Source organism: Treponema sp. J25 (genome assembly GCF_004343725.1).
Taxonomy (GTDB): Bacteria; Spirochaetota; Spirochaetia; order Treponematales; family Breznakiellaceae; genus J25.
Genome location: NZ_PTQW01000012.1, coordinates 144,242 through 158,084, shown reverse-complemented (window position 1 = coordinate 158,084; position 13,843 = coordinate 144,242). Strand labels below are relative to the sequence as shown.

The 13,843-nt window shown below is 52.0% G+C and carries 10 protein-coding genes; 6 read left to right on the top strand and 4 right to left on the bottom strand.

Annotated elements, in window-relative coordinates; genetic code table 11:
- Positions 1-227 precede the first annotated feature (227 nt).
- Both C5O22_RS04220 and C5O22_RS04215 read left to right on the top strand, forming a co-directional pair.
- On the top strand, positions 228-1,370 hold the full coding sequence (locus tag C5O22_RS04220) for a PP2C family protein-serine/threonine phosphatase (RefSeq protein WP_132779948.1): 1,143 nt from the start codon (positions 228-230) through the stop codon (positions 1,368-1,370).
- 80 nt (positions 1,371-1,450) lie between these two features.
- On the top strand, positions 1,451-2,236 hold the full coding sequence (locus C5O22_RS04215) for a head GIN domain-containing protein (protein ID WP_132779947.1): 786 nt from the start codon (positions 1,451-1,453) through the stop codon (positions 2,234-2,236).
- Between the two features lie 60 nt (positions 2,237-2,296).
- On the opposite strand, the gene C5O22_RS04210 is transcribed toward C5O22_RS04215, so the two are convergent.
- From C5O22_RS04210 to C5O22_RS04200, 3 genes are all read right to left on the bottom strand, one after another.
- On the bottom strand, positions 2,297-3,211 hold the full coding sequence (locus C5O22_RS04210) for an undecaprenyl-diphosphate phosphatase (RefSeq protein WP_132779946.1): 915 nt from the start codon (positions 3,209-3,211) through the stop codon (positions 2,297-2,299).
- 89 nt (positions 3,212-3,300) lie between these two features.
- Positions 3,301-4,512 carry an aminotransferase class I/II-fold pyridoxal phosphate-dependent enzyme gene (locus C5O22_RS04205; protein WP_132779945.1) on the bottom strand — a complete coding sequence of 404 codons (1,212 nt, stop codon included), beginning with the start codon at positions 4,510-4,512 and terminating at the stop codon, positions 3,301-3,303.
- Between the two features lie 13 nt (positions 4,513-4,525).
- Positions 4,526-5,434, bottom strand: coding sequence for an SDR family oxidoreductase (locus tag C5O22_RS04200; protein WP_132779944.1), 909 nt, complete (start codon positions 5,432-5,434; stop codon positions 4,526-4,528).
- A 325-nt stretch (positions 5,435-5,759) separates the two neighbouring features.
- On the opposite strand from C5O22_RS04200, the gene C5O22_RS04195 reads away from it, so the two are divergent.
- The 4 genes from C5O22_RS04195 to C5O22_RS04180 all read left to right on the top strand — a co-directional run bounded on the left by C5O22_RS04195 (position 5,760) and on the right by C5O22_RS04180 (position 12,460).
- Positions 5,760-6,479, top strand: coding sequence for a pseudouridine synthase (locus tag C5O22_RS04195; RefSeq protein ID WP_132779943.1), 720 nt, complete (start codon positions 5,760-5,762; stop codon positions 6,477-6,479).
- A 196-nt stretch (positions 6,480-6,675) separates the two neighbouring features.
- Positions 6,676-6,990: a carbohydrate kinase family protein gene (locus C5O22_RS04190; RefSeq protein WP_165910395.1), complete on the top strand. Its 315-nt coding sequence runs from the start codon at positions 6,676-6,678 to the stop codon at positions 6,988-6,990.
- A 10-nt stretch (positions 6,991-7,000) separates the two neighbouring features.
- Positions 7,001-9,811 (top strand): alpha-amylase family glycosyl hydrolase, encoded by a 2,811-nt coding sequence (locus tag C5O22_RS04185; protein ID WP_132779941.1) that lies wholly within the window; start codon positions 7,001-7,003, stop codon positions 9,809-9,811.
- A 207-nt stretch (positions 9,812-10,018) separates the two neighbouring features.
- The gene (locus C5O22_RS04180) at positions 10,019-12,460 is read left to right on the top strand and encodes a glycoside hydrolase family 31 protein (RefSeq protein WP_132779940.1); all 2,442 of its coding nucleotides are present in this window, start codon (positions 10,019-10,021) and stop codon (positions 12,458-12,460) included.
- A gap of 20 nt (positions 12,461-12,480) precedes the next feature.
- On the opposite strand, the gene C5O22_RS04175 is transcribed toward C5O22_RS04180, so the two are convergent.
- A complete protein-coding gene (locus tag C5O22_RS04175) occupies positions 12,481-13,743 on the bottom strand; it encodes an ATP-binding protein (RefSeq protein WP_132779939.1) in 1,263 nt (420 codons plus the stop codon).
- Positions 13,744-13,843: the final 100 nt, after the last annotated feature.

Below are 13,843 nucleotides of genomic sequence, written 5' to 3'. Positions count from 1 at the left end.
ATTAGGTCTGTATTTTCCCCCCAAGACAAGGTTTTGCAGGTTCGTCATTTTTCATCTATAGTTAATTATTGTGGTATGTCCCTCGCCTTTTGAAGAGAAATATTTTTTCTTTTGAGAAATGGGTGTGCCACGCGGGAATATGCTGCCCACAAAAGCGGGGGATACCCTGGCTAGGGGATTGTAGGGTGGTTAGAAAAGCGGCCCCCTTTTTATGAGGGAACAATTCTATGCTTGATACGGTATACCCTGTGTTGATTGTGGACGATTCGGCGGTAAACCGGAGTTACTTGCACTATATCCTGGACGAAGAGGGCTATAGGGTTATAGAAGCTTCGAGCGGAGAGACCTGTCTTGCCGTAGCAGAAAAAGAACGGCCCCTTTTAATTCTTTTGGATGTAATAATGGGAGGCATTGATGGCTTTGAAACCCTAAAACGCCTTAAGGCCGCCCCTTCTCTGGCGGGAATCCCGGTGATTATGCTCACCAGCCTGGATGATGAGGACTCAAAACTCAGGGCCTTTGAATTAGGGGCGGTGGATTATATTGTGAAATCCGCCAGACCAGCGGAAATAAAGGCCCGGGTTCGGGTCCACATTCGGCTGAGTATGGCAAATCAGGAGCTTCTTCAGAGTAAAATAGAAAGCATGCGGCAAATCAAGGAAGCCCAGCACGCCCTATTAATTCAGCCGGCCGACTTCCCTGAGGCGCACTTTGCGGTCTACTATCAATCCCTGCATGAGGTGGGGGGAGACTTTTACGATGTGATTCGAGTAGCAGACGATATTTACCTCTACGTCATGGTGGATGTGGCAGGCCATGAGGTGGGGACCAGTTTTATTACCCCCGCGGTAAAGGTCCTCCTAAAGCAGTTTTCTACTCCTACGTACACGATGGAAGAAACCTTTAGCTACATGGGAAATATCCTTGCCCAGACGGTTTGCCAGGACACCTACCTTACGGCCGCGGCCCTGCGGGTGAATCGTCGTTCTTTGAAAGCCACGTACCTTACCGCCGGACACCCTCCGATTCTTCATCTCGCTTCGCAAAAAGGGGGCTCCGGAGGGAACGGGCGGTTACTTCAAACAGATAATCCACCTATCGCGATGCTGGAGGGGGTGCAGTATCGGAGCGAAACCATTGATATTGCCTCAGGGGACCGCTTTATCCTCTGTACCGATGGCCTTTTGGAAGTGAAAAGCCCTGAAACCCATAAGACCATGGCCTGGGTAGAGGGAATGAAGTATTTACAGGCGGCGGAAAACATGATTCGAGATGTTCCCTTGGATGAAGTTCCTTCGGTGCTCGTCCATGAATTTGCCAGAGGAGGGCAATATATGGACGATGTGGCGGTTATCTGTGTAGAAATATAGGGTCGCAGTTAGGATACGCCATATTTACCGAGCTTTCTTTCTCTGGGTATTATAAGAAAGAGAATGGGGAGGGGCTGGAAATGAAAAAGGTTATTGCCTATGGGTTACTCCTTGTGGGGCTTATCACGGTGGGGAGCACCTTTTATGGGCTTACTCGAAGGAGCCCCTCTCAAAAAGGGGGGACGCTGCAATTGCCTTCATTTCTTTCGGTGCAGAATGAACGGGAGCTTTCGGGCGAAATAGTGGAAGTACGAAAGGAACTTTCCCCTTTTTCGCAGGTGAGCATCCCCGGCGCCGGCCGGGTAGTGTTTCGAAAAGGCGATGCCTGGGCCGTCACCATCCGGGCAGATAAAAACGTCATAGATTCCCTTGATACACGGGTAGAAGGGCGTACCCTGGTGCTGGGACAACAAAAGAATTTTCTATTTTTAAAAAATGCGCCTATCGAATATTCTATAACAATCGCCGACCACCTTGAAAAAATTTCGATTGCGGGGATGGCAGACGTACGGGGGGATTCGACGCTTGAAGGACCGTCCTTTCTGTTAGAGCTTGCCGGTTCAGGCACGGTGTCGTTACCAGTCAACGTAGAAGAGCTTCAGCTAAAGGTATTAGGGTCGGGAACGGTGGAAATTTCCGGTACCGTAGAAAAACTGGAGTATCAACTGTTGGGACGCGGTACCCTGAAGGCCCATAACTTGACCGGAAAAGAGGGGAATATCTCCGTATTGGGGGCGGGTAACTCGGACCTCGGTGTTTTTGAAGAATTGGATATCACCATTGCCGGTTCCGGGACCATTACCTACAGCGGTAATCCCCGGATTAAGAGCCGTATCCCCGGAACTGGCACCATTCGATCCCGATGAGAGCTTTTTTGCTCCCCGGCTCGCAGGGGAAGCCTTAGCCTCTTTTAGTTTTTGGGGTGCTTAAAAAACAAGATGTACCAGGTATTGGTCCATAAGAATCAAAAGGGCGAGGAACCCCGTGTAGCAGGCAAAGCCCCAGAGGTGCCCTTTTTGTAATATTTTAAGAAGAAGTTTTATAGCAAGAAACCCCGTTATGGCTGCTGCTCCGGTGCCAACCACCAGGACAGGTGCTGACAGGCCCCCCAGAATGCCAGGGCCTTCGTGCATGATATCTTTGAGTTGAAATACCAGGGCCCCCAGGATGGCGGGAATAGCCATGAGGAACGAGAATCGTCCTGCGTAGGACCGTTCGCAGCCCGCCATAAGCCCCCCCGCAATGGTGCTTCCTGAGCGGGATATGGCGGGGAAAATGGCAATGCCCTGCATGAGTCCCACGAAAAGGGCCCGGAGATATCCCATCTGGGCGGCATCTTTGATGGGGAGCCCCTTATGGTGATGTGCGGTATCCCGGGGCGCTAAAACGGGGGGCTGAGCGACCCCTGGCGCTTCTGGTCCCTGGGTTGTCCCTGTTTCTGCGGCGGTGTTCTGAGGGATAAACCGGCGTGAGAGTATTTCTCCCACTAAAAGGAAGGTAGTGGTAAGAAGAAAGCCCCATCCGAGCCAGGCGCCCGTGGAGAAGGCTGTTTCAATGAAATCTTTAAAGAGCAGGGCTATGATTACCGTGGGAAGGGTTGCCACTATGACGAGGTACGTGGTTTTCTGGAAAGGTCTCTGAATAAGGGGCCAGATGTCATCCCAGAGGGCAACAAAAACAGCCAGGAGGGTTCCACAATGGAGCAGGGTATCAAACAAGAGGGGCACATCCTTTAACCCAAAAAGCTTTTGAAAAAGCACCAGGTGCCCCGAACTACTTACGGGTAGAAATTCGGTAAGGCCCTGTACAATCCCTAAAAACAAGGCTTCTACGATACTCATGCGGTGTACTCCTTGTGTGTGTATTGTCTGCAGAGTAAGAACTCTTGCAAAAGGCCCGTCGGGGAAGACGCCCCTTTTCTGGGCACCTTTTACGGAATAATCCCTAACCGTTTCCCTACCTGGCCAGATACTTCAAGGATTGTATCCAGTTCTTCGTCGGTATGAATAGCCATGTAGGAGGTTCTGATAAGGGCCCCATTGGGAGGAACCGCTGGGGCTATAACGGGATTTACGTAAATCCCCGCTTCGTACAGGGCTTTCCAGAAGAGGAAGGTTTTCTGGTTATCCTTAATATGCAGAGGAACGATGGGGGTTTCGGCGGTGCCAATGTCAAAACCAAGCTCTTTAAAGCCCCGAAGCATCTTTTGAGCAATGGCCTGGAGCCGCTGTATCCGCTCTGGTTCGGCTTCGATGATTTCCAGAGCCTTGGCTGCGGCGGCAATGTTCGCGGGGGGCATGCTGGCGCTAAAGATAAGGGGCCGGGCAAAGTGGCGGATATAATCTATGACCGCCGCATCGCCCGCCACAAAACCCCCAATTGAACCAAAAGATTTGGAAAAGGTACACATGATAAGGTCCGCCTGCGCCACATTCCCGTAGTGTTCTACTGTCCCCCGGCCGGTAGGGCCAATAACCCCGATGGCGTGGGCCTCATCAAGATAGATGCGGGCCCCGAACTGGTCGGCGATTTTACGGATTTCGGGGAGCCGGGCGATATCCCCCTCCATGCTGAAGACCCCATCGAGTACGATGAGGATGGGTTCCCCTGGGGGGATTTTTTCTAAAACCTTCTGTAAATCGTCGATATCATTATGCTTGAATCGATGCAAATTCACGTGTTTGTTAAGGCCGGTGCTTAAAAAGATGCCATCCATGATGGAAGCGTGGTCGAATTTGTCGGTTACCACATGGTCACTCCGACCGATGAGGGCGGAGATGCTCCCTAAATTGGTCTGATAGCCCGTGGTAAAGGTAAGGGCTGCCTCTTTACCCACAAAGCGGGCAAGGCGCCACTCGAGTTCTTCGTGAAGTGCCAGGGTTCCGTTCATGAAGCGGGAACCGGAACAACTGGTGCCGTACTTTTCCACCGCCTTAATAGCGGCTTCTCGGACCCGTTCGTCAAAGGCAAGGCCGAGGTAGTTGTTGGACCCCGCCATAATCATCTCTCGGCCTTCGATGATTACCTTGTTTCCCCGGTTCGCTTCGATAGGACGGAAGTAGGGATACCACCCTTCTTTTCGGGCCTCTTCGGCGGCGGTAAAGGCGTAACACTTGCTAAATAGATCTTCTCGTGTTCCCATGATGTTCCTTCCTTTATTTCTCTTTTGATGGAATAGCCTGCTTTGTCTTTTGGACATCTTTGATTTGCCAGTCCATGATCCGCTCTACCAGTCGTGGAAAGAGTCGGTGGAGATGATAAATGAGGGCACTTTCGGTATCCGCAAAAATATAGAATGATGAACTTGAAAGCTTTGCGATTACCCGCCGGGCTACCTGGTCGGGAGAAAGCAATCGGGCATTTCCGGCAATCCGGCGGGTTTCTGGAGGTTTGTATTGATTTTCCTCGGCCAGTTGGGGCGTATCCGTGTCAGGGGGGCAGAGCACCTGAACGGTGATACCATAGCGACGGGCTTCGGCCCGAAGGGTTTCCGAGAAGCCGATGACCCCGAATTTGCTTGCCCCATAGGCGGTGTATCCAAAAACGCCCACCAGGCCCGCCAGAGATGATACATTGATGATTCGGCCGCTGCCCTGTTGTGCCATCGACGGAAAAACCGCCCGGGTCATGTGGATGGTTCCCAAAAGATTGGTTTTGATGGTGCGTTCAAAAATTTCCGGGGCCAATTCCTCAAAATAACCTGGCCGCGCTATGCCGGCGCAATTAATAAGGATGTCTGGAGTCCCTGATTCGGCTAAACAGGAGGGGATGCATGCATATACCTGTTGTGGGTCGGAAACATCCAGCGGGTGTTGGTAAATAGGTGGGGGCATCTCTTTGCTGGCGGAACTATTCTGGGGTAAGCCGGTATCATTCTTGGCACCGGAGGCAAAAGTTCCCTCCCACTCTTTACGTAATTGGGTAACGGCGCTTTCTAACTTGTGGGGGTCTCGGCCAAAGAGGTATACCCCTATGCCCTGCTGTACGAGTCGCCGGGCAATGGCAAGGCCGATACCACTTGAACCTCCGGTGATGTAGGCTAGCTTATGTTTTTCTTTAGCCATTCGCTACACCTCGCCCGCATCTAGAATCATGTAGCCATCGGGGGCACTGCACTTCCCCTGACTTTTTTCTTTTGAACACTGTGACGACGGGGTCACAGTATTTTGTTGTTGTACATGCCCCATAGCCTATGCATAAAAGAGAATTCTGTCAATCAAAATAAAATAAGCCCTTTGGATAGGGGAATAAACCAGGGGAATGGAGGGGTTTTCTCTTGCAAATTGGCCAAAAATAGAGGGGAAAGGGAATCCCCGCAGGTTTTGTAATGTCCGATTCCTGGGAACGTTCCTCTTGTTCTTTTGTATGGTCCTTGAGTACATTCTTTGTATGGGTGAGCCCTTCTATAAAATTCTGCATTCCCAGGGGTTTGGCAGTCGGAAAGAGTGTATTCAGATGATTCGCCATGGTCGCTGTGCGGTAGATGGAGCGGTGATTACCGATCCCGAAGGGGCTGTGAGCCTTTCTGAGGGGGCTATTCTTACGGTGGATGGTGTGTCCTGGCCCTATGTCCAAAGGCTTTACGTGGCCCTTAATAAACCGGCGGGCTATGAGTGTTCCCGGGCCCCGACCCACCATGACTCGGTTTTTGAGTTGTTGCCTCCCCATTTTATGCGTCGGGGTGTACAGCCAGTAGGGCGTCTTGATTGGGACAGCCGGGGACTCCTGCTCTTTAGCGATGATGGAGCCTTTATTCACTATCTAACGAGCCCCAAAAAACACATACCTAAAACATACCGGGTTACCACCGAGGCACCCTGTACCGACAGGATGGTCCGGGATCTATTGCAAGGAGTCCTGTTGAGGGGAGAGGCAGAGTTGTGCCGGGCCCTGGGGTGTACCATTTGCGGGGACTTCCAGATTGAACTGGTGGTAGACGAAGGGAAATATCACCAGGTAAAGCGCATGCTGGCGGCAGTAGGAAATCGCTGTACAGAGCTTGAGCGGGTACAAATTGGGAGTCTTTCTCTGGAAAGGTTGGGAATCCTTGAAGGCCAGTGGACTTACCTTACGGCGGAGCATCTGCGGGATGTGGGGTATGTAAAATAAGCAGGGGCGAAAGAAGAAGATTTTTATTTACAAAAAGTGCTAAACCGGTTTATAATAAACGGGTCAATGAAGATTCTTGTGTCAGGTCTTGTAAACATAGAGACCACCTTACAAATCGATGCTTTCCCTATAGAGTATGAGCCGGTTCGGTACCCCTTTTGGGGAATTCAATCTACCGTGGCTGGAGTGGGAATTAATGCAACTCTACAGTCCTCGAATCATTGTTATCGGCCAGGGAGAGGGAGGGGCTATGCTCCTTGAACAGAATAGCCAGAGCATTCATTTTCCCGCCATAAAAACGCGCCCCGTAGTTTCTACTATCGGGGCAGGGGATGCTTTGTTTGCTTCATTTCTCAATTTTTATGTTAAAGGGTTCCCGGCGCAAGAAGCCCTTAAGCGCGCCATGGTCTTTGCTAGCTGGAAGATTGGCACCAGGGGCGCCGCCCAGGGGTTCTTGAATGCCCAGGAGTTTGAACAAGTTTATTCGCAGGTAGAAGGAACTGCGAAATAGGAGGATACGGATGATGCAAAAACGGAACATGCTTGTGCTTGCAGGAAGCGTATTCCTGGCAGTCTTCTTTGGCTGCACCAGCACCGGGGAATCGGAGGGGTCTGGCGGGACGATCGCCGGGCCTTCGATACCGACCTACCAGACCGTTGCCCCCGGTACCATCGAGAACATGGGGCATCCAAAGATGAATCTCATTATTCCCGCCCACGAGGCCCTTAAGCCAGGGCCCGATGAAGTGGTGGTATACTACCTTCGCAATGACAGGAATTACGAGCCCTGGGGTTTCTGGCTGTGGGCCGTCCCCGGTGGCGATGGGGCTGCGGTGTGGGATAAGACCAGGGATCTTCAGGTGGTAGAAGGGGTTGGCTACATTCGATTTAAGAAAGACGGGTCTACTTATGGGGTCAAAACCATTGGAAGCGATGGTCTCTTTGGCATCATCCCCCGAAAGGACTCAGGTTGGGAGAAGGATGGAGAACAGGACCGAATTCTGGATGCCACTGCCTCTAATGAATGGGTGGTATTCCAGGGGGACCAGAAAACCTATCCCTATGGCCCCTATGTGCCCAGTATCGAAATGGCCCGACTCGTTTCTCAAACTGAAATAGTCCTGGACCTTTCAGGACGCTATGGTCTTGCCACCGAAAAGGGAGATAGCGGCTTTACGGTTTCCTTTGCCGATGGTAGTGGTACGGTAGCAGTGCTGGATGCGGTCAATGCGGCGGATCCGGAAAACAAACAAAACAACTATGCGAAAAAGGTAAAGCTCCTGCTTGCTCAGCCAGTGCCGCTGGATAGGCCGATCCAGGTAGCTCATCCGGACTTTTTTGCTCCCGTCCCGGTGGATACCACGGCCCTGGTGGCCTCACTCGCCGATGCCATCGTCCCTCCCCGGGACTATCAGTTAGGGGCCCTCTATGATGCAACCCATAAATCCGTAGAATTCCGTCTTTGGTCTCCCTTTGCAAGCCGGGTACAGGTCCGGCTCTTTAAGCAAAGCCTGGCGGAAAAGGCAGATTACACCCTCGAACTGAATAAGAATGAAGGAACCGGTGTATGGTCTGGGGTCTTTAATGCCCGGGACCCCGATGGGCTTTTCTATGAATATGTGCTGTCCTTTGGAAAAAAGGAAGTGGTTGCCCTGGATCCCTATGCGAAGGCCATGGATGCCTTTGTGGGAAGCGGTATTGGTCGGGGGGCCATTATTAATCCTGCGAAGGCCCAGCCTATGGGAGGCTGGGAAGGCTATACGGATGTAAAACTAGAAAAGCGGGAAGATGCAATTATCTACGAAATTTCTGTCCGGGATTTTACGATTTCTCCTGACTCGGGAGTAAAGAATCGACCCGGTTCCTATCTGGCCTTTATCGAAAAGATCCCCTATCTAAAGGAACTGGGGGTAACCCATGTCCAGCTTATGCCGGTGTTGAATTTCTACTATACCAATGAACTGAAAACCGAATACGAAGCCACCGGCCGGGCCAATGACAACAATTACAACTGGGGCTATGATCCCCACAACTACTTTACCCCCGAGGGCTGGTTCGCTTCTAACCCGAAGGACCCCTATAACCGCATTGTAGAGCTAAAGACCCTCATCAAGGAATTGCACAAGGCGGGTATCGGTGTAATCCTTGATGTGGTGTACAACCATACCGCCACTACCGCCATATTCGAAAACCTGGTGCCCGGCTATTACTACCGGCGGGATGCCCGGGGCGCTTTTATTAGCCAGTCGGGGTGTGGCAACGATGTGGCCTCTGAACGGTACATGGCAAGCAAGCTTATCCAGGATTCCCTTTATTATTGGGTAGATGAATATAAGGTTGATGGATTCCGCTTCGATCTCATGGGGCTCATCGATGCAAAGACCATCCTTGATGGGCGACGCCGGATTGCCGAGAACCTCCCCGGAAAAGAGGATGTTTTGTTCGAAGGGGAAGGATGGAAAATGTACCGGGGTCCCAAGATTGAGGTGCTGGACCAGAATTACATGCTCAAAACCAATGAGGTCGCCGTCTTTAACGATGAGTTCCGGGATATCCTTAAGGGCGGAGGGCTCGATGATAAGCGCAAGGCCTTCGTTACCGGTAGACCTATGAATACCAGGATGATCTTCGAAAATTTGGCGGGCCGGCCCATGCTCAATTACAAGGCCGATGATCCCGGCGATTCGATGAATTATGTTTCTGCCCACGATAACCTTACCCTGGCAGACAACATCGCTTTTAATGTGGGTCTGGATCCCCAGTATCCCCAGGAACGGGCCGAAATTGCCGCCCGGGCAAAACTTGCCCAGTTTATGGTGCTTACGGGTCAGCCCATCGCGTTTATCCACGGGGGCTGTGAACGGGGCCGCAGTAAACCGAAGAAGAATTCCACCACCGAAGTAATCGGTCCCTTCGTTCATAATAGCTACGATGCATCCGACGATATCAACCAGTTCATCTGGAATGCCCCTAAAGAGTATCTTGCCATGGCAGAATGGGTGAAGGGCCTTATCCATATCCGCCGTCAGGAAGAGGCCCTCCGTATCGGCGATGCGGCCCTTATCGAGAAGGCCATGAAACAAATACCCCATGAAAGTCAGCTTGCCCTGGGGTACCAGGTAAGTTATAAGGGTACCACGCTGATCATGCTCGTGAATGCTAACTTTGATGAACCGGTCACCTTTAAAACCGGCATGAATCTTACCTCGGCCAGGATTCTGGTGGATGCCGACGAGGCCCGACCTGAGGGGGTTCGCCAGCCCACGGGCCTCGACATCCAGGATCAGGAAGTAACGGTCCAGCCCCTTACGGCGGTGATGCTCAAGTTATAGGGAAAATGAAGGGTAATCGGTATATTGCCCGCCAGGGTAACGCCTCCTTGACTGAAACATGGTGGCGCCTACCGGCCCCCCCACCGGTAGTATAGTTAAAAATCTGTTAAAGCCAGGTCGGGCCAGTAGTTTTTACTGGGAAAGGCCTGGCTTTTTTGGTATGGTTGTATATGATTTTTTATAATTCAAAGAGCGGAGTAAGATACCATGCACTATAGAAAAATAGATACCCCTGAAAATTATGTGTTTAGCACCAGTACCCCTCAGGAACTCCAGGTCCCCTCCGGGGGAGAGGCGGTGAGAACCATCGTCCGGAGCCCCCGATATCCAGAGGTTTATGTAAAACTAAAAAAGCTGGGACCCGCTTTGTACCGGTACCGCGGAAGCTCCGATCGCTGGAAAGCGGAAACGGAAAAACTCGTGGCCCTGACACCCTTTGCACAAAATGAGGAAACCCCTGAATCGGCAAACGGATCGGAGAAGGACCAATCTCTATTCTTCTCTGAAAAAACCGCGGATGGAGCAGAGACAGAGGCCCTTTCCTGTGTTCTTGCCTCCGATGGCGGGCTAAGCCTTTTGTCCGGCGAGCAGGTTGTTTTGCGGGGCCTTGGGCTGGGACTTAATGGCAAGCGCTGGATGCTCCGTTTTGCATATAACGAAAGGCACCGTTATTTTGGGCTGGGCGGGAAAAACCTGGGATTTGAAGTTTCGGGAAAGCGGACCCTTTTCTGGAATACCGACCTCTTTGCGGAGTTCAGCTGGGAAGAAATAGAACAATCAAAAGCGGACCCCCTGTATGCGAGTTTTCCCGTTCTCATTGGCCACGATCCGGACAGTGGCGTCTGGTATGCCCTTGTGATGGATGCTCCCTGGCCGGGCTTCATGAATATCGGAGCCACCGAAGGCATCTTTGGTGCCCGGCCGTTCACTCGCTATCTCTATCTGGGGGCCCACAATGGGGAGCCCGATGTGTGGATCCTCATGGATAGGCGGCCGGACCGCTTAGTCCAGGGAATCCAGCAATTGCAGGGGACCTTCTCTCTTCCTCCCCTGTGGGCGCTGGGGCATCATCAGTGTCGTTGGGGATACCGATCCGCAGAGGACCTCGAGCGGATTGCCGCCGAGTATGAAAAGCGGGGAATTCCCAACGATGGACTCTGGCTTGATATCGATTATATGGATGGTTTTCGGGTGTTTACCGTGGAAAAGACCCATTTTCCCCGGGGCGCTGAGCACATCCGGGCTCTTAAAGAGCGAGGATACCAGGTAGTACCAATCCTGGATCCAGGACTCCGCCGGGACGAAGCCTACGGCCCCTATAAGGAGGCAGTGGAGCGCCGTCTGCTCTGTGAAACGAAAGAAGGTATCTCGTATACGGGTTTTGTGTGGCCCGGGTATACGGTGTTTCCCGATTTTTCTTTAGAAAAAACCCGCTCCTGGTGGGCCCAAAAAGTAACGGACTTTACAAAGACCTATGGATTTAGTGGCTACTGGATCGATATGAATGATCCCGCTACTGGTTCCGCCCCCCTGGAAGACATGCGCTTTAAACAGGGTAAACTTAAGCAAGAAGCCTTTCACAACCTCTATGCCCTGGGTATGGCCATCGCTACTCGCCAGGGCCTGGAAGCCGCCTATCCAGAAAAACGCCCCTTCCTCATAAGTCGTTCCGCCTTCTTGGGTATGGCCCGCTATAGTGGCATGTGGACCGGCGATAATGTGTCCAACGAAACCCACCTTAAAGCGAGCATCCCCTTTAGCCTCAATCTTTCCGTTTCAGGGATGCCCTTCCAGGGGCCCGATGTACCGGGTTTCGCGGGAAACGCCAGCGCCGCCCTGATGGAAACCTGGTATAAGGCGGGCTTCCTGTTTCCTTTTTTGCGGAACCATAACGTACACAGCGCCCAGGACCAGGAACCTTGGACCCGTGGGCCTGCTACCGAAAAAGTGGTAGCCGAATACATTCGCTCCCGTTATAAACTGATTCCCTATCTCTATCAGCTCTGGATTGAACAAGAAGAGATCGGTTCGCCGGTGATGCGCCCCCTGTGGTACCAGTATCCTGAAGAAACGTGGACCTTCTCCTGCGACGATCAATTTTTGATTGGGCCTTCTCTTATGCATGCACCTCTTACCAGCCTAACAGAAAAGGGGCGGATAGTACGGCTTCCGAAGGGGCACTGGTTTGACTGGAACCGGGGCCAGGTTATAGCAGGGGGGCAGGAATTGGAAGTGCAGCCCGGAAGAATGGAGACACCCCTCTATATTCGTTGTCCGGGGGTGCTTCCCCTTTTGCCGGGGCAGAGAACAACCAATCAGAAAGATCTGCGAATGGTGGACTTTCTGATCCTTGTGCAAGAAGGGGATACGGGGGTATATCGCTATCGGGCCGACGACGGGGAAACCCTGGAGTATCGAAAGGGAGTCTACAGTGAGCTTGAAATTCACTATACCTGTGCCGGAGGTCTGCTGCGCCTAGAAGTACAAACCCTCCGTGATGCCTACGGGCCGGTGCACTACACTTTCCAGATCCCCTCTTCTCTGGCGTGCCGTGGGGTAGTATTGAACGGCAAAGAGGTCCCCCCACACAGAAACCGGGTCTCCCTCGTAGGAAAGAGACTTGAGTGTTATGGGGTGCGGGGGGAGTAGGCCTTTCTATTCTTAAGGAGCTACCCCAAAAAATACGCACAGTGCAGAGCGGTAATCCCGGGCGAGAGTTCTCGAGTAACCGGATCCTGGGAAAGCACAAAGCTATGGATCAAGGGTTTGTCCAGAAATTGGGAAAGGTCCCGCAAGTGTCGTGCATCGACAGGGCTGACCCGATCGGTCATTTTTATTTCAAAGGCCAGAAACCCTTCTGATCCTTCGAGCACCAGGTCTACTTCCCGCCCATCCAGGGTGCGCAGGTGATACAAAACCCAGGGGCTTTCTTTGGTGCGGATCTGTTTATATATCTCCGCAATCACGAGACTTTCGAATTCGTTCCCCGAAGGGTTCCCCCATTTCCCCAGGATCCCCTGGAGAACCCCCTGATCCAGGAAATGGATCTTTGGAGCCTTTGCAAGGCGTTTCTGCGGATTCCTGAAATAAGGGGGCAGCACAATTGCTTGATAACTATATGAAAGGTACTGAACATACCGCTGCACCGTCTTGAGGGATATCCCCGTATGGCGACTTATCTCCGCGTAGTTTATAAGCTGAGCCGTAGCCTGGGCGAGGTACCGCTGGACCCGTATAAAGGGTTCTAGATCCCGAAAACTTGCTAAATCCCGAACGTCCCGTTCCAGATAGGTCCGTACATAATTGCTCAGCCAATCCCGCCGATCCTGGTCGTCCAGACTCTTTTCGGTGAGGGCAGGATAGGCCCCAAAATGGCAATAAAAGTCCCAGGCCTGTCTTTTTGTGTGGTATAGGGGGTCGAGCCGAAAATCAGGGAGCAACTGGGAAATCATTTCCTTTATGGCGGCCGGTCTCTGAAGGAGTTTCTGACAGGGAGAGTCCTCTACCGGGTCTTCCCATGATTCAGTCCGCAGTTCCGGCAGGGTAAGGGGGTACAGTTCGATGATGGTACAACGGCCCGCCAGACTTTCCCGCACCTTTTCCATCAGCAAAATCTGACTTGAGCCGGTAAGCACATACCGTACGTCTTCCCATTGATCGTAGGCAGCTTTGATACTTTCGATAAGCCGGGGAGCCTTTTGAACTTCATCAAGAATTGCCAGGGGATAGGCGGTTTTCCATTGGGCGGCGGTAAGCTGTCCATAGGTTTCCCGGAGCACCGGATCTTCTATGCTTAAAAATTGATACTGAGGAAATAGGGCCCGGGCCAGGGTGGTTTTTCCGGTTTGACGGGCCCCGGTTAGAACAAGAATGCGGCCAGTTTTTTTCTCCCCTGTTCTCAGAATAAGGGGGGCGATTTTCCTGTTCTTCATGCCTCCTAGTATAGGGTGTCTGACGAGAAATGTCTATAATTTGGCGTAAAATGTGGAGTATTTATACATATTATAGCGTAAAATATGGATTAATTATACA

What these genes read in the sequence shown, in the direction of transcription:
- C5O22_RS04220 (WP_132779948.1), top strand. Translation starts at nt 228, where the DNA reads ATGCTTGATACGGTATACCCTGTGTTGATTGTGGACGATTCGGCGGTA.
- C5O22_RS04215 (WP_132779947.1), top strand. Translation starts at nt 1,451, where the DNA reads ATGAAAAAGGTTATTGCCTATGGGTTACTCCTTGTGGGGCTTATCACG.
- C5O22_RS04210 (WP_132779946.1), bottom strand. Translation starts at nt 3,211, where the DNA reads ATGAGTATCGTAGAAGCCTTGTTTTTAGGGATTGTACAGGGCCTTACC.
- C5O22_RS04205 (WP_132779945.1), bottom strand. Translation starts at nt 4,512, where the DNA reads ATGGGAACACGAGAAGATCTATTTAGCAAGTGTTACGCCTTTACCGCC.
- C5O22_RS04200 (WP_132779944.1), bottom strand. Translation starts at nt 5,434, where the DNA reads ATGGCTAAAGAAAAACATAAGCTAGCCTACATCACCGGAGGTTCAAGT.
- C5O22_RS04195 (WP_132779943.1), top strand. Translation starts at nt 5,760, where the DNA reads ATGGGTGAGCCCTTCTATAAAATTCTGCATTCCCAGGGGTTTGGCAGT.
- C5O22_RS04190 (WP_165910395.1), top strand. Translation starts at nt 6,676, where the DNA reads ATGCAACTCTACAGTCCTCGAATCATTGTTATCGGCCAGGGAGAGGGA.
- C5O22_RS04185 (WP_132779941.1), top strand. Translation starts at nt 7,001, where the DNA reads ATGATGCAAAAACGGAACATGCTTGTGCTTGCAGGAAGCGTATTCCTG.
- C5O22_RS04180 (WP_132779940.1), top strand. Translation starts at nt 10,019, where the DNA reads ATGCACTATAGAAAAATAGATACCCCTGAAAATTATGTGTTTAGCACC.
- C5O22_RS04175 (WP_132779939.1), bottom strand. Translation starts at nt 13,743, where the DNA reads ATGAAGAACAGGAAAATCGCCCCCCTTATTCTGAGAACAGGGGAGAAA.